Here is an 18,030-nt window from a genome sequence, read left to right as displayed (position 1 = left end):
GGACGGGCCCCTGAGCTGCCGTGGTAGTTTCGTTGTACGGGAGCAGCCGTTGTATGCTGCTCCGGTTGCCCGATCCCGATCGGGCTCTCCCCTGGCACCGCCACTCAGATCCCGGCCCGTTCGCGAGTCCGAGAGCTTGATCCCGGCATGCCGGGATCAACCGTAAGTGCATCTGAAGTCTTTGGAGTGACCCGTGGCTGCCAACTGCGACGTCTGCGGCAAGGGGCCGGGCTTCGGCAACAACATCTCGCACTCGCACCGCCGTACGCCCCGTCGCTGGAACCCGAACATCCAGCGTGTGCGTACCGTGGTGGGCGGGACGCCGAAGCGCGTGAACGCTTGCACCTCGTGCATCAAGGCCGGCAAGGTCTCGCGCTGACGCATCAGCTGAGCGCGCGGCCACTGCCTGGTCCGCTGTAGGGAGCCGGTCCACCTCGTGTGGGCCGGCTTTTTGCCGTGTCCACCGCCGCCGTCGCCCCGCGTCGGCCGAGGCGGCCCGCCCGGCTCACCCGGCGCGTCGGCCGGGACGCCGGGCAGGCCCGCGTCACCGCCCCGCGGCCGACGCACGCCCGGAGACACCTCGCCCCCCGGACGAGGCCCGCTTCGTCGAGCCGGCGCCCCTCGCCGACGGCGGGCGGATCCCGCCCGCCGTGCTCACCGCGCCGGCGTCGCTTCCGCCGGGTGCCTGCCCGCGCATCCGCGCGACCGGCCGGAACCGCACGTACCGGCTGCTCAGCCACCGTCTGGCGGCTGGGTGCGTCAAGCGGCTGCCGGAGGGGCGGCCACCGGCATGCGGCTCAGGGAGTGTCCCGCCCGAGTGCCCAGCCGTGGTCGACGGGTCCGATGCCATCGCCGAGGGGGAACCCCGCCGCGATCGCCCCGGTGACGTACTCCTTGGCCGCCGTCACCGCCTCCGGCACCGACCGGCCCTTGGCCAGCCCGCAGGCCACGGCCGAGGCGAGGGTGCAGCCCGTGCCGTGCGTGTGGCGGTTGTCGAGGCGGGGGGCGCGCAGCCAGTGTTCCTCGGTGCCGTTGGTGAGCAGGTCGACGGCGTCGCCGGCCAGGTGGCCGCCCTTGATCAGCACCCAGCGCGGCCCGTACGCGAGGACGGCGTCCGCGGCCCGGCGCAGGTCGGACTCGGACTCGACGCGCACGCCGGTGAGTTGGGCGACCTCGTCGAGGTTGGGCGTAGCGACGGTGGCGACCGGGAGGAGCCTGGTGCGCACCGAGTCCAGGGCGGAGGCGGCGAGCAGCGCGTCCCCGTGCTTGGAGACGCCGACCGGGTCCACGACGGCGGGCGCGTCGGTGCCGGCGAGCAACTCGGCGACGGTCTCGACCAGTTCGGCCGAGGAGAGCATGCCGGTCTTGACCGCCTGGACGCCGATGTCGTCCACGACGCCGCGGTACTGGGCCCGGACCGCGTCCACGGGCAGCTCCCAGGCGCCCAGCACGCCGCGGGAGTTCTGCGCGGTGACCGCGGTGAGGACGCTCATGCCGTGGGTGCCGAGGGCGAGCATCGTCTTCAGGTCGGCCTGGATCCCGGCGCCGCCGCCGGAGTCGGAGCCCGCCACGGTGAGGACCAGGGGCGGCCTCACGACTCCACGTCCCCGGCGAAGTGGTCCCAGCCGCCCTTGCTGGTCCACGGCGCCCCGTCCACGGTGACCTGGGGCAGCGCGGAGGGGTTGAGGACCTCGCCGATGACCTTCCAGCGGGCGGGCAGTTTCACGTCCGGCGGGAAGGTCGCCACGATCGCGTGGTCCTCGCCCCCGGTGAGCACCCACTGCATGGGGTCGACGCCGACGGCCTGCCCGATGTCGTTCATCTGGGTCGGGATGTCGATCTGCCCGGAGCGGACGTCGATGCGGACCTTGCTGGCCTCCGCGATGTGTCCGAGGTCGGCGATGAGGCCGTCGCTCACGTCGCACATGGCGGTGGCGCCGAGGCCCGCGGCGGCCGGACCGGCGTGGTAGGGCGGCTCGGGGCGGCGGTGGGCCTCGACGAAGGCACGCGGCGACCGGAAGCCGCGGGAGAGGACGGCGAACCCGGCGGCGGACCAGCCCAGCCAGCCGGTCACCGCGACGAGGTCGCCGGGCTGGGCGCCGGCCCGGGTGACGGGCTCCTGGTTGCGCAGGTCGCCGAGGGCGGTGATGGAGACGGTGATGGTGTCGCCGCGCACCACGTCGCCGCCGACCACGGAGGCGCCCGCGACCTGGCACTCGTCGCGCAGCCCGTCCATCAGCTCCGTCGGCCAGGTCACCGGCAGTTCGGCGGGGACGACCAGGCCGAGCAGCAGCGCGGTCGGCACGGCTCCCATGGCGGCGATGTCGGCCAGGTTCTGCGCCGCCGCCTTGCGGCCCACGTCGTACGCGGTGGACCAGTCCCGGCGGAAGTGCCGCCCCTCGACGAGGATGTCGGTGCTGGCGACCACCCTGCGGTCGGGCGCGGCCACCACCGCGGCGTCGTCGCCGGGTCCGACCCGGACCGCGGGGGTGGTGGTGAGACGGGAGGTGAGCTCCCTGATGAGCCCGAACTCCCCCAGCTCACCAACAGTGCCCTTCATCGCCTTGGCTCCCCTTCCGTCCCGGTCCCTGTCCGTGCCCGCGACCGTGCCCGTGCCCGGTCGCGCGTCGTGCCTGTCCTCGTTACGGTCGACGTGACCGTCGCCGCGGTCGGCGTGATCGTCAACTCGTGTCCCTCCGGCACCCCGACGCGGAGGCCCTCGGCCCGCGGGTCTCCCCGCGGAGAGCGGCTACGCGATACCGTGGCGTTCCTTTTCCCCACATGATCCTCGTGGCCGCTCTGGAGGTTCCGTGGTACAGGCGTACATCCTGATCCAGACGGAGGTCGGCAAGGCGTCGACCGTCGCCGAGACGATCAGCAAGCTCCCTGGAGTGATCCAGGCCGAGGACGTGACAGGACCCTACGACGTCATCGTCCGCGCGCAGTCCGACACCGTCGACGAACTGGGTCGCATGGTGGTCGCCAGGGTCCAGCAAGTGGACGGCATCACCCGCACGCTGACCTGTCCGGTCGTCCATCTCTAGCGCCCTCTCCACCCGCCCTGAAAACCCGCTGATCATACTGCGAGAAGGCGACCCCCCAGGGGATCGCCTTCTCCACGGTGGACGGAACGGATGCGCGGCGGGCCGGGAGGCGTCAGCGCAGTCCCGTGGACCGCCGCAGCGCCGCCTGGACCAGCCGGTCCACCAGCTCCGGGTAGCTCACGCCGCTGGCCTGCCACATCTGCGGGTACATGGAGATCGGCGTGAAGCCGGGCATGGTGTTGATCTCGTTGATGACGAACTCGCCGTCCTCGGTGAGGAAGAAGTCCGCGCGCACCAGCCCCTCGCAGGAGGCCGCGTCGAAGGCCGCCACCGCCAGCCGCTGGACCTCGGCGGTCTCCTCGGCGTCGAGCGGCGCCGGCACGATGCCGGGGGTGGAGTCGATGTACTTGGCCTCGAAGTCGTAGTACGCGTGCTCCGAGGGCGGCGGGATCTCGGCCGGGACGGAGGCCCGGGGGCCGTCCTCGAACTCCAGCACCCCGCACTCGATCTCCCGGCCCCGCAGCGCCGCCTCGACCAGGATCTTCGGGTCGTGGCGCCGGGCCTCCTCGATCGCCTCGTCGAGGCCGGAGAGGTCGTCGACCTTGGTGATGCCGATCGAGGAACCCGCGCGCGCGGGCTTCACGAACAGCGGCCAGCCGTGCTCCCCGGCGAAGTCCACGATCTTCCTGCGGGCGCCGGAACGGTCCTGCTTCCACTCCCGGGGCCGGACCACCACGTACGGGCCGACCTTGAGCCCGTAGGAGGCGAAGACCGCCTTCATGTACTCCTTGTCCTGGCCGACGGCCGAGGCGAGCACGCCCGCGCCGACGTAGGGCACGCCGGACAGCTCCAGCAGGCCCTGGAGGGTGCCGTCCTCGCCGTAGGGACCGTGCAGCACCGGGAAGACGACGTCGACCTCGCCGAGCGCCTTGGGCACCGAACCGGGTTCGCTGTAGACGACCTCGCGGTTGGCGGGGTCGACGGGCAGCAGCACGCCGCCCTCGGTCGACTCGGCCAGTTCCTCGACGTCGGGCGTACGGCGTTCGGTGATCGCCATGCGTTCCGGTTCGTCGGCGGTGAGGGCCCAGCGGCCGTCCCGGGTGATGCCGATCGGCAGGACGTCGTAGCGCGTCCGGTCGATGGCCGCGAGGACGGCGCCGGCGGTGACCACGGAGATCCCGTGTTCGGAGCTGCGCCCGCCGAACACGACGGCCACACGCGGCTTGCGCGGCGGCCGCTGAGGGCTCGTCTCAGGGCTCTGGGGGAGGTTCTCGGTGCTCATATCGCGTTGAGAGTACCCGCCCGGTGTGCCGTGAGACAGCGTCGGCGGGGCCGCGTGGCGCCCGGGTCCGGCCGGGCCCCGGGCGGCGTCGCTCAGCGTCGTTCCGGCTTCGCGCTGCGCGACATCAGTTCCTTCACCGCGACCACCGGGGACTTGCCCTCGTGCACGATGGCGACGACCGTCTCGGTGATCGGCATGTCGACGCCGTGCCTGCGGGCCAGGTCCAGCACGGACACGCAGGACTTGACGCCCTCGGCGGTCTGCTTGGTGACCGCGATGGTCTCCTCCAGCGTCATGCCCTTGCCGAGGTTGGTGCCGAAGGTGTGGTTGCGCGACAGCGGCGAGGAGCAGGTCGCCACCAGGTCGCCGAGCCCGGCGAGTCCGGAGAAGGTCAGCGGGTCGGCGCCGAGCGCGACCCCGAGGCGGGTGGTCTCGGCGAGGCCACGGGTGATGAGCGAGCCCTTGGCGTTGTCGCCCAGGCCCATGCCGTCCGCGATGCCGACGGCGAGGCCGATCACGTTCTTCACGGCGCCGCCCAGTTCGCAGCCGACGACGTCGGTGTTGGTGTAGGGGCGGAAGTACGGTGTGTGGCAGGCGGTCTGGAGCCGCTGGGCGACGGACTCGTCGGGGCAGGCGACGACGGCGGCCGCGGGCATGCGGGAGGCGATCTCGCGGGCCAGGTTGGGGCCGGTGACCACGGCGATGCGCTCGGGGCCGACCTTGGCGACGTCCCCGATCACCTCGCTCATCCGCATCGCGGAGCCGAGTTCGACGCCCTTCATGAGCGAGACCAGGACGGTGCCGGGCGCCAGCAGCGGCGTCCAGTCGGCGAGTCCCGCGCGCAGCGTCTGGGAGGGGACGGCGAGGACGGTGAAGTCGGCGTCCCGCGCGGCCTCGGCGGCGTCGGTGGTGGCCCGCAGGTTCTCGGGGAGTTCCACGCCCGGCAGGTAGTCCGGGTTGGTGCGGGTGGAGTTGACGGCGTCGGCGAGCGCGGCGCGACGGCCCCACAGGGTGACGTCGCAGCCCGCGTCGGCGAGGACCGTGCCGAAGGCGGTGCCCCAGGATCCGGTGCCGAAGACGGCCGCCTTGACCGGCTTGCTCACGTGCTCTGCCCTTCTGCCTGCGTTCCGTGCGTCCGTGGCGGCGCCGACTGCGCCTGCGCCTGCGCCTGCGTGCGGCGCCGCTGTTCGATCCGCTCGCGGCGCGGGTCGTAGGGGGTCTCGGGTGCCTTCTCCCCGCGGATCTCCTCGAGCTGGCGGGTGACGGCGGCCATGATGACCTCGGTGGCCTCCTTCAGCACCTCCGCGGTCATCTCCCTGCCGTAGAACCGCGACAGGTCCACCGGCGGGCCGGCGAGCACCTGGTGGGTCTTGCGCGGCAGGAGGTTCGGCTTCTTGGCGTACGGCGGCAGCAGTTCGTTGCAGCCCCACTGGGCGACCGGGATCACCGGGCACTTGGTCTGCAGGGCGACGCGCGCGGCACCGGTCTTGCCGGTCATCGGCCAGCCGTCCGGGTCGCGGGTGAGGGTGCCCTCGGGGTAGAACGCGACGCACTCGCCGCGCTCGACGGCGTCGATCGCGGCGCGGAAGGCGCTCAGCGCGTCCGTGCTCTCGCGGTAGACGGGGATCTGCCCGGTCCCCCGCATCGCGGCGCCGACGAAGCCCTTCTTGAAAAGGCCGCTCTTCGCCAGGAATCGCGGGACACGTCCGGTGTTGTACTGGTAGTGCGCGTACGCGAAGGGGTCGACGTGCGAATTGTGGTTCACGGCGGTGATAAATCCGCCCTCGGCCGGAATGTTCTCCATTCCCCGCCAGTCCCGCTTGATCAGAACCACCAGCGGCGGTTTGCAGATCACCGCGGCCAAGCGGTACCAGAAGCCGATTCTGCGGCGGGGCACGCTGACACCTTTCCTCCTGGGCCTGGGGCCGGACAAGTGTCGCCCCGGGCCGTCCGTCTGTCGAGAACACCGTACGCCCCGAAGAGTGAACCGCCAGGTCTCGCAGGTGACAATGACGGCGACGAGAGAAGGACGGAACCCTCGTGCAGTGGACCTTGGTCGTACCCGTGAAGCCCCTCGCCCGGGCCAAGAGCAGGCTGGCGGACACCGCGGACGACGGGGTGCGGCCGGGGCTGGCGCTGGCGTTCGCGCAGGACACCGTGGCGGCCGCGCTGGCCTGCCCGGCGGTGGCGGATGTGGCAGTCGTCACGGACGACGCGGAGGCCGGACGGGAGCTGGCGGCGCTCGGCGCGGGCATCGTCCGGGAGGAGCCCGGCGGCGGCCTGAACGCCGCGCTGACGCACGCGGCGGCCGTGGTGGGGGCACGTCGTCCGGAAAGCCCGGTGGCCGCGCTCAACGCCGATCTTCCCGCGCTGCGGCCGGCGGAATTGGCCCGGGTCCTGGCCGCGGCCGGGCAATTCCCGCGCGCTTTTCTCCCGGACGCGGCAGGAATCGGCACCACCTTGCTGGCCGTGGCCCCGGGCCTGCCCCTGGCCCCCGCATTCGGTACGGATTCACGGGCCCGCCATCGTGCCTCCGGCGCGGTGGAACTACGTCTCGACGCGGTGGATTCCGTACGCCAGGACGTCGACACCGGCGGTGATCTGCGCTCCGCGCTGGCGCTGGGCGTGGGCCCCCGAACGGCCGCGGTGGCGGCGCGGCTGCTGATCGCCGGGCAGTAGGCTGCGCGCATGCAGGCGACCGCGTACACGTACGACCCCGAGAGCCGCAGCGGGCAGGTGCTGCTCGACGACGGCACGCCGGTGCCCTTCGACGCGGCGGCGTTCGACGCGGGGGGCCTCAGGCTGCTGCGGCCCGGGCAGCGGGTGCGCATCGAGGTCGAGGGCGAGGACACGGCCGAGGGCGCAGGGCGCCGGATCACGCTGGTGACGCTGCAGACCTTCTGACCCGCGGGGCGCTCGCAGCGGCCCCAAACACGCCGCGGGCCGGACTCCGAGAGGGAGTCCGGCCCGGCGCGTGAGTGCCCTGTGCCCGTTCGCCTGCTGCTGCTCGTCGCTGCCTGCTGCCTACTTCTTGCGGGCGGTGGCCTTCTTGGCGGTGGTCTTGCGGGCCGTCGACTTCTTGGCCGGGGCCTTCTTGGCGGTCGCCTTCTTCGCCGGGGCCTTCTTGGCGGCGGTCTTCTTCGCGGCCGCCGTGGTGCTCTTGGCGGCGGACTTCTTGGCGGTGGTCTTCTTCGCCGTCGTCTTCGCGGCGCCGGTGGTCTTCTTCGCGGTGGTCTTCTTCGCCGCCGCGGACGTCTTCTTGGCCGCGCCCGTGGTCTTCTTCGCCGCGCCCGTGGCCTTCTTGGCGGCGGCCTTCTTGCCCGCGGCCTTGGAGATGGTGGGCGGCGGGCCGGACAGGCTGCCCTTGGGGGCCTTCTTGACCGCGATGTCGTTCTTCGGAAGCTTCTTCGAGCCGCTCACCAGGTCCTTGAAGCCCTGGCCCGCGCGGAAGCGCGGCACGGAGGTCTTCTTGACCCGAACCCGCTCACCCGTCTGCGGGTTGCGGGCGTAACGGGCGGGGCGGTCGACCTTCTCGAAAGAACCGAAGCCGGTGACCGAGACCCGGTCGCCCGCGACGACGGCACGGACGAGGGCGTCCAGGACCGCGTCGACAGCGTCGGCGGCCTGCTGCCGGCCGCCCAGCTTGTCGGCAATCGCTTCTACGAGCTGCGCCTTGTTCACGTCTTCCCCTTCGGAGACATCGCCAGAACGAATGTGTTCAAGCTTTTTCGCACGTTAGGCAGATATATACCGCAAATCAAACACGAAACGGGCTAATCACCCTTGTGCCGCAACGGACTCGGGCGGCCCGGCCGGTTCAGCCGTCCTCTTCGGGGATACGGCCCGCGTCGAGGTCGGCGACGAACCGATCCAGGCGCCCTGCCGCACCGGCGAGATCGTGTTTGGCCGCGGCCGTAATGACCAGCAGCTTCCGGGTCAGCGCCATCCGTACGCCCTCCGGGACTTGCAGTGCGCGCACTCTTGTGTGCGCTTCCTTGAGCCGGACCGCGACCGCCGTATAGAGCTCGAGTTGGCCGTCGTGTTCCATGCACAGATTGTGCCATCTGGGGCGAGTTGTCGCCTGCGCAGGGGGCAACTGCCGCCTCGAACGACCCTCCCGGCGCAACCCGAGGCCGGTCCTCGGGAACTTGAGTACCCCCGCAACCACGCCTCTAACGTGGGAAGTTGTGCGTCCCTCCGGTCACCGGCGGCCCCGGGAGGATCCGAAAACGGCCGTACCCCCGATCGGGCTGATCGGGGGTACGGCGCGGGTGTTGGGTGGCCGAAACTCGACCTTGCGAAGCCTCGGGGAGGGAGACCCGTGGCCCGGCGGGATCAGACCTGGAGGGTCTGCGGCTTGAACGACGGGCGGCCGGCCTCGTACGCGGCGATTTCGTCCTCGTTGCGGAGGGTGATCGAGATGTCGTCCAGCCCGTTCAGCAGCCGCCAGCGGGAGTTCTCGTCCAGCTCGAAGGAGGCGGTGACGCCCTCGGCGCGGACCTCGCGGGCCTCCAGGTCGACCGTGATCTCGGCCTGGGGGTCCTTCTCCACCAGCTCCCACAGCGCGTCCACGGTCTTCTGGTCGAGGACCACCGTGAGCAGGCCGTTCTTGAGGGAGTTGCCGCGGAAGATGTCGGCGAAGCGGGAGGAGATCACGGTCTTGAAGCCGTAGTTCTGCAGCGCCCAGACGGCGTGCTCGCGGGAGGAGCCGGTGCCGAAGTCGGGGCCCGCGACCAGCACCGTGGCGCCCGCGCGCTCGGGCCGGTTGAGCACGAACTCCGGGTCCTTGCGCCAGGCCTCGAACAGCCCGTCCTCGAACCCGTCCCGCGTCACCTTCTTGAGCCAGTGGGCGGGGATGATCTGGTCGGTGTCGACGTTGCTGCGGCGCAGCGGGACGGCCCGGCCGGTGTGCTTGGTGAACGCTTCCATGACTCTCAGACTCCAGCGGGCGTGGGGACGTCGGCGGCGGACAGGTCGGCCGGGGAGGCCAGGTGGCCCAGGACCGCCGTCGCGGCCGCGACCTGCGGCGACACCAGGTGGGTGCGGCCGCCCTTGCCCTGGCGCCCCTCGAAGTTGCGGTTGGAGGTGGACGCGGAGCGCTCACCGGGGGCGAGCTGGTCCGGGTTCATGCCCAGGCACATCGAGCAGCCCGCGTGCCGCCATTCGGCGCCGGCTTCCTTGAAGACCACGTCCAGGCCCTCGGAGACGGCCTGCAGACCGACCCGCGCGGAGCCCGGGACGACCAGCATGCGTACACCGTCGGCGACTTTGCGGTCCCGGACGATCTCCGCGGCGGCGCGCAGGTCCTCGATGCGGCCGTTGGTGCAGGAGCCCACGAAGACGGTGTCCACCTTGATGGAGCGCAGCGGCTGGCCGGCCTCCAAGCCCATGTACTCCAGGGCCTTTTCGGCGGCGAAGCGCTCCGAGGCGTCTTCGTACGAGGCCGGGTCGGGGACGGCGGCGGAAAGCGGCGCGCCCTGGCCGGGGTTGGTGCCCCAGGTGACGAACGGCGCCAGCTCGGCGGCCTCGATGACCACCTCGGCGTCGAACTCGGCGTCGTCGTCCGTGCGCAAGGTCTTCCAGTACGCGACCGCCGCGTCCCAGTCGGCGCCCTCGGGGGCGTGCGGGCGGCCCTTGAGGTAGGCGAAGGTGGTCTCGTCGGGGGCGATCATGCCCGCGCGGGCGCCGGCCTCGATCGACATGTTGCAGATGGTCATGCGGGCCTCCATCGAGAGCTTCTCGACGGCCTCGCCGCGGTACTCCAGGATGTAGCCCTGACCGCCGCCGGTACCGATCTTCGCGATGATCGCCAGGATCAGGTCCTTGGCCGTGACGCCGTCGGGCAGTTCCCCGTTGACGGTGATCGCCATGGTCTTGGGGCGGGCCATCGGCAGCGTCTGGGTGGCCAGCACGTGCTCGACCTGGGAGGTGCCGATGCCGAACGCCAGCGCGCCGAAGGCGCCGTGCGTGGAGGTGTGCGAGTCGCCGCAGACCACGGTGGTGCCGGGCTGGGTCAGGCCGAGCTGGGGGCCGACCACGTGCACGACGCCCTGCTCGACGTCGCCCAGCGGGTGCAGCCGGACGCCGAACTCCGCGCAGTTCTTGCGCAGCGTCTCCAGCTGGGCCCGGGAGACCGGGTCCGCGATGGGCTTGTCGATGTCGAGCGTCGGGGTGTTGTGGTCCTCGGTGGCGATGGTCAGGTCGAGCCGCCGCACCGGGCGGCCGCTCTTGCGGAGGCCGTCGAAGGCCTGCGGGCTGGTCACCTCGTGCAGCAGGTGCAGATCGATGAAGAGGAGGTCGGGCTCGCCCTCGGCGCGCCGGACGACGTGGTCGTCCCAGACCTTCTCCGCGAGTGTCCTACCCATCGCTTTCCCTTCGGTCGGCGGCGAAGCGCCGACCCAACTAGTGATCTTGGGGAAGCGGTGCCCGCACCCCTGTGTTTCCGGGCAGCCGCCACCAGGCCCTCTCGTCACGGGCCGTTGTGACTTCGTGCCTTCCAGAGTGGCGGGTTCCACGGAAAATTGAACTTGCGTTTCACAGAGTGAGACGGGAGTATCGTTGCATGGACAACAGTAGCGGCGTCGGCGTTCTGGACAAGGCGGCCCTCGTCCTGAGCGCTCTGGAGTCCGGCCCGGCCACCCTCGCGGGGTTGGTCGGTGCGACCGGACTGGCACGACCCACGGCCCACCGCCTGGCCGTGGCGCTGGAACACCACCGCATGGTGGCGCGCGACATGCAGGGCCGTTTCATCCTCGGCCCGCGCCTGGCCGAACTGGCGGCGGCGGCCGGCGAGGACCGCCTGCTCGCGACGGCCGGCCCGGTCCTCACCCACCTGCGCGACGTCACCGGCGAGAGCGCCCAGCTCTACCGCCGCCAGGGCGACATGCGCATCTGCGTGGCCGCGGCCGAGCGCCTGTCCGGCCTCAGGGACACGGTCCCGGTCGGCTCCACGCTCACCATGAAGGCCGGCTCCTCGGCGCAGATCCTGATGGCCTGGGAGGAGCCCGAGCGTCTCCACCGCGGCCTCCAGGGCGCCCGGTTCACGGCGACGGCGCTGTCCGGCGTGCGGCGCCGCGGCTGGGCCCAGTCCATCGGCGAGCGCGAGCCCGGTGTCGCGTCGGTCTCCGCCCCGGTGCGCGGCCCGTCCAACCGCGTGGTGGCCGCCGTGTCCGTCTCCGGCCCCATCGAGCGCCTCACCCGCCACCCCGGCCGCATGCACGCGCAGGCCATCATCGACGCCGCCGGCCGCCTCTCCGAGGCCCTGCGCCGCAACGGCTGACCGCCGAGGACACCTCCGACCGGTCACGGGCCCGCCTCAACGCCGCGGCGGGCCCCGCGCCGTTCTCAGTCCCCGTCCGGGAGCTCTCCCCGGGCCACCACGCGCTTGCGCGCCCGCTCCCCGGCACCGCTGTGCGACCGGTACGCGAAGCGGTCCCGGGCACGCCTGCCCCGTCGTTCGAGCGGCACCTGTCCGTGCGCCGCCGCGAGCCCGAACGCGGGCATGTCGGCGTAGATCGACTCGTACGACCCCTCGGGCACGACGTAGGCCTCGTGCCACAGCCCCACGTGGCCGCGCACCGCGCCCTTGCGCTCCCTGCCGTTGACGGCCGCCCACGCCCGGCGGTGGAAGGTGTCGGACGAGTGGGCGTACGCGTAGAGCTTCTCCTTGGACTCCCAGTACTGGACGACGTAGTACGTCCGCGGCGAGGCCGTCAGCAGGACGTGGTTCAGGAGTCCGCGCTCCGGGTCCTTCGCCAGCTCGCGGAGCATGCGCGGCATGGCGAGGAAGACCGGCAGCCAGTGGTGCACGGCCCAGAAGTGGTTGATCCGCATGCCGATGAGCAGGACGGTCACGTCCCCCTCGGCGGCGGCGGTGGTGCGGGTCGCGGTCGCGGCCTTGCCCGGCATGACGCCTCCCCGTGTTGGTGAGCGGCACTCTCCAAGGAGTGCCCCTTCGATAGTGTTCGATGTCCGAGGAAGGGCGCAAGGGATGCGACTGGCCGACCTGAGCAAGCGCAGCGGGGTCTCCACCGCGACGATCAAGTACTACCTGCGGGAAGGCCTGTTGCCACCCGGCCGGCAGGTCAACGCGACCACCGCCGAGTACGACGAGGGCCATCTGCGCCGGCTGCGGCTGGTACGGGCGCTGATCCAGGTCGGCAAGGTACCGGTAGCCACGGCCCGGGAGGTGCTGGGCCACGTCGACGACGAGTCGCTGGGCCGCACCATCCGGCTGGGGGCGGCCCTGTGGGCGCTGCCCCAGGACGCCGAACCGGACGAGGCCGACCCGGCGGTGGCCGCCGCCCGCACCGAGGTGGGCCGGCTGCTGGAGCTGCTGGGCTGGGAGACGGCCCGGGAGATGGCCCCGCTCTCCCCCGTGCACCGCTCCCTGGTGGTGGCGGTGGCCGCGCTGCGGCGGCTCGACTACCCCTGGGACGCCGAACTGATGGCGCCGTACGGAGCGTTGATGATGGAGGTGGCCCGGCGGGAGCTGGACTTCATGGAGACCCACGCCTCGGACGCGGAGCAGGTCGAGATGGCGGTCGCCTCCGCGGTGCTCTTCCAGCCGGTGCTGCGGGCCCTGCACCGCCTGGCGCAGGAGGAGGAGTCGGCGCGACGGTACGGCATCGAGTGAACGCCGAAGGGGGCTTCCGCCTGAGTGAACGCCGAAGGGGGCTTCCGCCTGAGCGGAAGCCCCCTTCGGACTTCGCGTACCCCCGACCGGATTCGAACCGGCGCTACCGCCTTGAGAGGGCGGCGTGCTAGGCCGCTACACAACGGGGGCGTGGATCTTGCGGGCGTTCAACACTGCATCGCCGCAGATCCGAGCTGGTCTACCAGGACTCGAACCTAGACTAACTGAACCAGAATCAGTCGTGCTGCCAATTACACCATAGACCAATGTGGTTTAGACCAGTTCGTACCCCCGACCGGATTCGAACCGGCGCTACCGCCTTGAGAGGGCGGCGTGCTAGGCCGCTACACAACGGGGGCCCTAGCGATCCTGCATCGAAGACAACGGGAGCGACCCGAGCTGTCCTCGCGGGAAGGATCTGTACCCCCGACCGGATTCGAACCGGCGCTACCGCCTTGAGAGGGCGGCGTGCTAGGCCGCTACACAACGGGGGCTTTGCGGATGTGCTCCGCGGTGCAGATAAGCTCTGCGAGCTGGCCTACCAGGACTCGAACCTAGACTAACTGAACCAGAATCAGTCGTGCTGCCAATTACACCATAGGCCACTGGAACGCAAGCCCCGGAGGGGATCTTGTTCTAGCGTTGCGCTTCCGGTTCCCGGCCCTTCGGCCCGCTCTCCGGCGGCGCAGGAAGAACATTACCCGAAGGTGGACGGGGCTCCAAAACGGGTATCGGCGCCGAGGAGCGCGGGAAGTTCGGAGAGCGAGGCGATACGGCGCCCGCCGGACGGCGGGTCGACGGCCGCGCGGGCGCCGCCCCGGTCGATCCACACGGAGAGCAGCCCGGCGTCGGCCGCGCCGCGTCCGTCGATCTCCGGGTGGTCGCCGACGTAGGCGACCTCGTCCGGGGCGAGACCGAGGGCGCCGCAGGCCGCGAGGAAGGCACCGGCGTCCGGTTTGGAGACGCCCAGCTCGGCGGCGCACAGCACGGCCTCGAAACGGTCGTGGACGCCGAGGACGCGCAGCTTGCGGTCCTGGACGGTGAGGCTGGAGTTGGAGAGCACGGCGTGCCGGTGGCTGTCGGCGAGGGCGTCCAGGACCGGCAGCACGTCCGGGAAGAGCGACCAGGCGGCCTCGTAGTGGGTGACGTACCGCTGGAACCAGTCGTCGGCCTCGGCGTCCGTCAGCCCGGGCCGGCCCAGGAAGACCCGGGTGCGGTCGCGGCGCTGTGTGACGAAGTCCACCTCGCCCGCGGCGAAGCGGGCCCACTGCCGGTCGGTGATCTCCCGCCAGCGCACGAGCGCCTCCTCCGCCGAGCCGTACCCGGCGAGCAACCCCTCGGCGACGAGATGGGCACGCATGCCCTCACGGTCGGCGGTGGTGTAGTCGAAGAGCGTGTCGTCGACGTCCCAGACCACGGCTTGGATCGGCATGGGGCCAGCCTAGGCGGAACGGGCGGGGGGCGCCGTGGAGTCGGCGGATGCGGTCCCTACTGCACGGCCAGGCCCTCGATCTCGACCAGCATCCGCGGGTCGGACAGGGCGCGGACCTCGGCCAGGAGGCTCGCGGGGCGGCAGTCGGCGGCGGCCAGTTCGTCCAGGACGGTGTCGTAGTGGGCCGTGACGGCCTCGATGTCGACGGTGAAGATCCTGATCCGGACGAGGTCGCTCAGGGCGAACCCGGCCTTGTCCAGGGTCTCGGCCAGGCGCCGGAAGGTGAGCCGGAGCTGACCGGGGACGTCGCCCACGGCGGCGATGCCACCGTCGTCGTCGCGGGCCTCGTGACCGGCGACCACGAGCCAACGCCGGGGCTGTTCGACGAGAACGGCCCGGTTGTAGGCCAGGCGGTCCCCGAAGAAGCGTGGGTCGATGTCCTCGCGGCGCATGCCGTCAGTCTGCGGGCTCCTCGGCGACGGCGCCGGTCGGAGGGGCCGGGCGGGGCACGAAAAGGGCGGGGCACGGAAAGGGCGGCGCCCGTGCGGACGCCGCCCTTCACGGGTGCTGCCGGTCACGCCGCGAGGCGGGCCAGGGCCGCGTCGATGCGCGCCAGCGCCTTCTCCTTGCCCAGGACCTCCAGGGACTCGAAGAGGGGCAGGCCGACCGTGCGGCCGGTGACGGCGACGCGGACGGGGGCCTGGGCCTTGCCGAGCTTGAGGCCGTGGGCCTCGCCGGCGGCCAGGACGGCCTCCTTGAGCGACTCCGGGGACGTCCAGTCGGCGGCGTCCAGCTTCTCGCGGGCGGTGCTCAGGAGCGCGTCCGAGCCCTCCTTCATCGCCTTCGTCCAGCTCGCCTCGTCGAGGACGGGCTCCGGCAGGAACAGGAAGTCGACGTTGTCGGTGATCTCGGAGAGGACCTTCAGGCGGGTCTGCGCGTGCGGCGCGATCGCCTGCCACTTGGCCTCGTCGAAGTCCTCCGGCGCCCAGGGCGCGGCGGGGGCCTTCAGCCAGGGGCGGCAGCGCTCGGCGAAGTCCTTGGTCTCCAGGAGGCGGATGTGGTCGGCGTTGATCGCCTCGCACTTCTTGAGGTCGAAGCGCGCCGGGTTGGGCTGGACGTCGGTGACGTCGAAGGCGGCGACCATCTCCTCGATCGTGAAGATGTCCTGGTCGGCGGAGAGCGACCAGCCGAGCAGGGAGAGGTAGTTGAGCAGGCCCTCGGGGAGGAAGCCGCGCTCGCGGTAGAGGTTGAGGCTCGACTGCGGGTCGCGCTTGGAGAGCTTCTTGTTGCCCTCCCCCATGACGTACGGCAGGTGGCCGAAGGCGGGGATCTGCTGGGCGACGCCCAGCTCGATCAGCGCCTTGTACAGGGCGATCTGGCGCGGGGTGGAGGAGAGCAGGTCCTCGCCGCGCAGGACGTGGGTGATCTCCATCAGGGCGTCGTCGACCGGGTTGACGAGCGTGTAGAGCGGCGCTCCGTTGGCGCGGACGATGCCGTAGTCCGGGACGTTCTCGGGGAGGTAGGTGATCTCGCCGCGGACCAGGTCCGTGAAGGTGATCGCCTCGTCGGGCATCCGGAAGCGGACGATGGGCTCGCGGCCCTGGGCCCGGTACTCCTCGGCCTGCGCCTCGCTCAGGTCGCGGCAGTGGCCGTCGTAGCCGGAGGGCCTGCCGGCGGCGCGGGCGGCCTCGCGGCGGGTGTCCAGCTCCTCCTGGGAGCAGTAGCAGCGGTAGGCGTGGCCGGCGTCCAGGAGCTTCTGGGCGACGTCCTGGTAGATCTCCATGCGCTGCGACTGGCGGTACGGCGCGTGCGGGCCGCCGACCTCGGGGCCCTCGTCCCAGTCGAAGCCCAGCCAGCGCATCGCGTCCAGGAGCTGCTGGTACGACTCCTCGGAGTCGCGGGCCGCGTCGGTGTCCTCGATGCGGAAGACCAGCGTGCCCTGGTGGTGGCGCGCGAAGGCCCAGTTGAACAGGGCGGTGCGCACCAGGCCCACGTGGGGGTTGCCGGTGGGGGACGGGCAGAAACGGACGCGTACGGGGGAGTCGGATGCGCTAGCCACGCTTGACAACCTTGTTGGTGAGAGTGCCGATGCCTTCGATGGTGACGGCGACCTCGTCGCCGACGTTGAGGGGGCCGACGCCGGCCGGGGTGCCCGTGAGGATCACGTCACCGGGCAGCAGCGTCATCGCCTCGGAGATGTTGACGATCAGATCCTCGACGGAGTGGATCATCTCGCTGGTGCGGCCGAGCTGGCGCTGGCCGCCGTTGACCGTGAGCTGGATGGTCAGGTCGGCCGGGTCCAGGTCGGTCTCCACCCAGGGGCCGAGCGGGCAGGAGGAGTCGAAGCCCTTGGCCCTGGCCCACTGCTTCTCGCGGCGCTGCACGTCGCGGGCGGTGATGTCGTTGGCGCAGGTGTAGCCGAAGATCACGTCCTTGACGCGCTCGCGCGGGACCTCGCGGCACATGCGGCCGATGACGACGGCCAGTTCGGCCTCGTGGTGCAGTTCCTCGCTGAAGGAGGGGTACTGGATGGGGTCGCCGGGGCCGATCACGGAGGTGGACGGCTTGAAGAAGGCGAACGGGGCGTCGGGTACCTCGTTGCCGAGTTCACGGGCGTGCTCGGCGTAGTTGCGGCCGAAGGCGACGACCTTGTTGGGGAGTACCGGCGGCAGGAGCCGCACCTTGCTCAGGGGCACCTTGGTGCCGGAGAGCTCGTGGTCCGCGAACGGGATGCCCTTGATGATGTCGAGGACGAGCTGGTCCGGCTGGTCGCCCTCGACCGCGCCGAAGGCGACGTTCCCGTCGATGGAGAACCTGGCGATGCGCACGGGTTGCTTGGCCCCTTGACTGAGCTGGCTGGAGTCTGACGCTCCAGGCTATCGCGGTGGGCCCGCACCGCCGGGCAGGCCCTCGGGGGCCGTCGGCGCCGCTGAACGACCGGCGGCGGCGCGCCGTACTACTCCGCGGAGGCGGTGGCCGGCATCTCCATGAGGATGGTGCGGCGGGGGTTGGCGGTCTGGGTGGGGAGCTCGACGGCGTGCTCCGGCTGCTCCGGCGCCCGCAGGTCGTCGGCGTCCTTGAGGTGCGCCAGCGTCGTGCGTCGCGGGTTGGCGATCTTGTGGAACATCATCGTCGTCTTCACGGTTGTACGAGGCCCTGTCGTGTCCGGGCGCCCCGGAGGCGCGGAAAGCCTCTGGGAGGGCGCGGGTTGTCGGTTTTGCCTTCTCTGTAAAGCGTCAGGCTAAACACGCGATTCCCCGGCGACCGCGGGGGAGTCCACGAACAGGGTGTGAGTTTCCTCACTTATCAAGGGTCAAACCGGTCAATTGCGACGTCGATACCACTCCGACGAAACCGACATTGCACACCTGAAGCCATCATTCCGCTGCTGATCATGGCGACTGGGACACCCGCCCCACCTCGGTGACTCGCGCGCATACGTCCGGTTTGCGGGTGATCATCTTCTACGACAGGTGACCCGCCCCTCACGTGCTGTCACGTATCCCACGGCCTGCCCCACGGGCCTTGTTGGAGATCCTGCACTGTGCTGGAATTCCACGGACCGCCGCAGGATCGACCCGGCGCACAGGGGGCGCACACCAGCGCCGAGCGGCGGCGAGAAGGGGGAACCAGCGCC

The 18,030-nt window shown here is 71.3% G+C and carries 21 protein-coding genes and 5 tRNA genes; 6 read left to right on the top strand and 20 right to left on the bottom strand.

The window, feature by feature from the left end:
- Positions 1-193: 193 nt before the first annotated feature.
- A complete protein-coding gene (gene rpmB, locus Sdi02f_RS12230; RefSeq protein ID WP_004924906.1) occupies positions 194-379 on the top strand; it encodes a 50S ribosomal protein L28 in 186 nt (61 codons plus the stop codon).
- 418 nt (positions 380-797) lie between these two features.
- On the opposite strand, the gene thiD is transcribed toward rpmB, so the two are convergent.
- Entirely contained in the window at positions 798-1,595 is a 798-nt protein-coding gene (thiD, locus tag Sdi02f_RS12225; RefSeq protein WP_108933224.1) for a bifunctional hydroxymethylpyrimidine kinase/phosphomethylpyrimidine kinase, read from the bottom strand.
- Positions 1,592-2,560, bottom strand: a complete 969-nt coding sequence (locus tag Sdi02f_RS12220; protein ID WP_030402343.1) for a thiamine-phosphate kinase — start codon at positions 2,558-2,560, stop codon at positions 1,592-1,594. Before Sdi02f_RS12220 ends, thiD begins: the two co-directional genes overlap by 4 nt.
- A gap of 250 nt (positions 2,561-2,810) precedes the next feature.
- Here Sdi02f_RS12220 and Sdi02f_RS12215 point away from each other — a divergent pair, with 250 nt between their 5' ends.
- Complete coding sequence (locus Sdi02f_RS12215) at positions 2,811-3,044, top strand: Lrp/AsnC family transcriptional regulator (RefSeq protein WP_030402344.1); 234 nt, start codon at positions 2,811-2,813, stop codon at positions 3,042-3,044.
- 112 nt (positions 3,045-3,156) lie between these two features.
- On the opposite strand, the gene Sdi02f_RS12210 is transcribed toward Sdi02f_RS12215, so the two are convergent.
- The 3 genes from Sdi02f_RS12210 to Sdi02f_RS12200 form a co-directional block, all read right to left on the bottom strand.
- Positions 3,157-4,326 (bottom strand): D-alanine--D-alanine ligase family protein, encoded by a 1,170-nt coding sequence (locus Sdi02f_RS12210; RefSeq protein ID WP_108933223.1) that lies wholly within the window; start codon positions 4,324-4,326, stop codon positions 3,157-3,159.
- A gap of 92 nt (positions 4,327-4,418) precedes the next feature.
- Positions 4,419-5,429 carry an NAD(P)H-dependent glycerol-3-phosphate dehydrogenase gene (locus tag Sdi02f_RS12205; protein WP_108933222.1) on the bottom strand — a complete coding sequence of 337 codons (1,011 nt, stop codon included), beginning with the start codon at positions 5,427-5,429 and terminating at the stop codon, positions 4,419-4,421.
- The gene (locus tag Sdi02f_RS12200) at positions 5,426-6,223 is read right to left on the bottom strand and encodes a lysophospholipid acyltransferase family protein (protein ID WP_030402347.1); all 798 of its coding nucleotides are present in this window, start codon (positions 6,221-6,223) and stop codon (positions 5,426-5,428) included. The genes Sdi02f_RS12205 and Sdi02f_RS12200 overlap by 4 nt, the downstream gene beginning before the upstream one ends.
- A gap of 143 nt (positions 6,224-6,366) precedes the next feature.
- Here Sdi02f_RS12200 and cofC point away from each other — a divergent pair, with 143 nt between their 5' ends.
- Together cofC and Sdi02f_RS12190 are read left to right on the top strand one after the other, a co-directional pair.
- Positions 6,367-7,005 (top strand): 2-phospho-L-lactate guanylyltransferase, encoded by a 639-nt coding sequence (gene cofC, locus Sdi02f_RS12195; protein ID WP_030402348.1) that lies wholly within the window; start codon positions 6,367-6,369, stop codon positions 7,003-7,005.
- Positions 7,006-7,014: 9 nt separating this feature from the next.
- Positions 7,015-7,230, top strand: a complete 216-nt coding sequence (locus tag Sdi02f_RS12190; protein WP_030402349.1) for a hypothetical protein — start codon at positions 7,015-7,017, stop codon at positions 7,228-7,230.
- A 120-nt stretch (positions 7,231-7,350) separates the two neighbouring features.
- Here Sdi02f_RS12190 and Sdi02f_RS12185 read toward each other — a convergent pair whose 3' ends face one another.
- The 4 genes from Sdi02f_RS12185 to leuC all read right to left on the bottom strand — a co-directional run bounded on the left by Sdi02f_RS12185 (position 7,351) and on the right by leuC (position 10,691).
- Complete coding sequence (locus Sdi02f_RS12185; RefSeq protein ID WP_031086277.1) at positions 7,351-8,007, bottom strand: HU family DNA-binding protein; 657 nt, start codon at positions 8,005-8,007, stop codon at positions 7,351-7,353.
- A 136-nt stretch (positions 8,008-8,143) separates the two neighbouring features.
- Positions 8,144-8,374, bottom strand: a complete 231-nt coding sequence (locus tag Sdi02f_RS12180) for an SCO5555 family protein (RefSeq protein WP_031039430.1) — start codon at positions 8,372-8,374, stop codon at positions 8,144-8,146.
- A gap of 287 nt (positions 8,375-8,661) precedes the next feature.
- On the bottom strand, positions 8,662-9,255 hold the full coding sequence (gene leuD, locus Sdi02f_RS12175) for a 3-isopropylmalate dehydratase small subunit (RefSeq protein WP_031185409.1): 594 nt from the start codon (positions 9,253-9,255) through the stop codon (positions 8,662-8,664).
- A 5-nt stretch (positions 9,256-9,260) separates the two neighbouring features.
- Complete coding sequence (gene leuC, locus Sdi02f_RS12170; protein WP_030402353.1) at positions 9,261-10,691, bottom strand: 3-isopropylmalate dehydratase large subunit; 1,431 nt, start codon at positions 10,689-10,691, stop codon at positions 9,261-9,263.
- A gap of 197 nt (positions 10,692-10,888) precedes the next feature.
- On the opposite strand from leuC, the gene ndgR reads away from it, so the two are divergent.
- The gene (gene ndgR, locus Sdi02f_RS12165; RefSeq protein WP_011030305.1) at positions 10,889-11,605 is read left to right on the top strand and encodes an IclR family transcriptional regulator NdgR; all 717 of its coding nucleotides are present in this window, start codon (positions 10,889-10,891) and stop codon (positions 11,603-11,605) included.
- A 65-nt stretch (positions 11,606-11,670) separates the two neighbouring features.
- On the opposite strand, the gene Sdi02f_RS12160 is transcribed toward ndgR, so the two are convergent.
- Positions 11,671-12,234: a DUF4188 domain-containing protein gene (locus Sdi02f_RS12160; protein ID WP_030402354.1), complete on the bottom strand. Its 564-nt coding sequence runs from the start codon at positions 12,232-12,234 to the stop codon at positions 11,671-11,673.
- An 82-nt stretch (positions 12,235-12,316) separates the two neighbouring features.
- Here Sdi02f_RS12160 and Sdi02f_RS12155 point away from each other — a divergent pair, with 82 nt between their 5' ends.
- Entirely contained in the window at positions 12,317-12,961 is a 645-nt protein-coding gene (locus Sdi02f_RS12155; RefSeq protein WP_030402355.1) for a MerR family transcriptional regulator, read from the top strand.
- A gap of 77 nt (positions 12,962-13,038) precedes the next feature.
- Here the strand turns inward: Sdi02f_RS12155 and Sdi02f_RS12150 are convergent.
- The 10 genes from Sdi02f_RS12150 to Sdi02f_RS12105 all read right to left on the bottom strand — a co-directional run bounded on the left by Sdi02f_RS12150 (position 13,039) and on the right by Sdi02f_RS12105 (position 17,535).
- Positions 13,039-13,111: transfer RNA gene (locus tag Sdi02f_RS12150), tRNA-Glu, on the bottom strand.
- Between the two features lie 44 nt (positions 13,112-13,155).
- Positions 13,156-13,227 (bottom strand) — tRNA-Gln (locus Sdi02f_RS12145).
- 20 nt (positions 13,228-13,247) lie between these two features.
- Positions 13,248-13,320, bottom strand: a tRNA-Glu gene (locus Sdi02f_RS12140).
- A 62-nt stretch (positions 13,321-13,382) separates the two neighbouring features.
- Positions 13,383-13,455, bottom strand: a tRNA-Glu gene (locus Sdi02f_RS12135).
- A 39-nt stretch (positions 13,456-13,494) separates the two neighbouring features.
- Positions 13,495-13,566, bottom strand: a tRNA-Gln gene (locus Sdi02f_RS12130).
- A 92-nt stretch (positions 13,567-13,658) separates the two neighbouring features.
- Positions 13,659-14,393: an HAD family hydrolase gene (locus Sdi02f_RS12125; RefSeq protein WP_030402356.1), complete on the bottom strand. Its 735-nt coding sequence runs from the start codon at positions 14,391-14,393 to the stop codon at positions 13,659-13,661.
- Positions 14,394-14,449: 56 nt separating this feature from the next.
- On the bottom strand, positions 14,450-14,845 hold the full coding sequence (locus Sdi02f_RS12120; RefSeq protein ID WP_030402357.1) for a RidA family protein: 396 nt from the start codon (positions 14,843-14,845) through the stop codon (positions 14,450-14,452).
- A gap of 122 nt (positions 14,846-14,967) precedes the next feature.
- Positions 14,968-16,452, bottom strand: a complete 1,485-nt coding sequence (gene gltX / locus Sdi02f_RS12115; protein WP_063788314.1) for a glutamate--tRNA ligase — start codon at positions 16,450-16,452, stop codon at positions 14,968-14,970.
- Positions 16,445-17,221, bottom strand: coding sequence for a fumarylacetoacetate hydrolase family protein (locus Sdi02f_RS12110; protein ID WP_055469385.1), 777 nt, complete (start codon positions 17,219-17,221; stop codon positions 16,445-16,447). The genes gltX and Sdi02f_RS12110 overlap by 8 nt, the downstream gene beginning before the upstream one ends.
- 128 nt (positions 17,222-17,349) lie before the next feature.
- Positions 17,350-17,535 carry a hypothetical protein gene (locus Sdi02f_RS12105; protein ID WP_030402360.1) on the bottom strand — a complete coding sequence of 62 codons (186 nt, stop codon included), beginning with the start codon at positions 17,533-17,535 and terminating at the stop codon, positions 17,350-17,352.
- Positions 17,536-18,030: the final 495 nt, after the last annotated feature.

This window comes from Streptomyces ardesiacus, assembly GCF_003112575.1.
Lineage (GTDB): Bacteria > Actinomycetota > Actinomycetes > Streptomycetales > Streptomycetaceae > Streptomyces > Streptomyces ardesiacus.
The sequence above is the reverse complement of the archived record's forward strand: the minus strand, read 5'-3'. Positions and strand labels throughout refer to the sequence as shown.

What these genes read in the sequence shown, in the direction of transcription:
- leuD (WP_031185409.1), bottom strand. Translation starts at nt 9,255, where the DNA reads ATGGAAGCGTTCACCAAGCACACCGGCCGGGCCGTCCCGCTGCGCCGC.
- leuC (WP_030402353.1), bottom strand. Translation starts at nt 10,691, where the DNA reads ATGGGTAGGACACTCGCGGAGAAGGTCTGGGACGACCACGTCGTCCGG.
- ndgR (WP_011030305.1), top strand. Translation starts at nt 10,889, where the DNA reads ATGGACAACAGTAGCGGCGTCGGCGTTCTGGACAAGGCGGCCCTCGTC.
- Sdi02f_RS12120 (WP_030402357.1), bottom strand. Translation starts at nt 14,845, where the DNA reads ATGCGCCGCGAGGACATCGACCCACGCTTCTTCGGGGACCGCCTGGCC.
- Sdi02f_RS12220 (WP_030402343.1), bottom strand. Translation starts at nt 2,560, where the DNA reads ATGAAGGGCACTGTTGGTGAGCTGGGGGAGTTCGGGCTCATCAGGGAG.
- Sdi02f_RS12190 (WP_030402349.1), top strand. Translation starts at nt 7,015, where the DNA reads ATGCAGGCGACCGCGTACACGTACGACCCCGAGAGCCGCAGCGGGCAG.
- Sdi02f_RS12125 (WP_030402356.1), bottom strand. Translation starts at nt 14,393, where the DNA reads ATGCCGATCCAAGCCGTGGTCTGGGACGTCGACGACACGCTCTTCGAC.
- Sdi02f_RS12180 (WP_031039430.1), bottom strand. Translation starts at nt 8,374, where the DNA reads ATGGAACACGACGGCCAACTCGAGCTCTATACGGCGGTCGCGGTCCGG.
- Sdi02f_RS12160 (WP_030402354.1), bottom strand. Translation starts at nt 12,234, where the DNA reads ATGCCGGGCAAGGCCGCGACCGCGACCCGCACCACCGCCGCCGCCGAG.
- Sdi02f_RS12210 (WP_108933223.1), bottom strand. Translation starts at nt 4,326, where the DNA reads ATGAGCACCGAGAACCTCCCCCAGAGCCCTGAGACGAGCCCTCAGCGG.
- Sdi02f_RS12155 (WP_030402355.1), top strand. Translation starts at nt 12,317, where the DNA reads ATGCGACTGGCCGACCTGAGCAAGCGCAGCGGGGTCTCCACCGCGACG.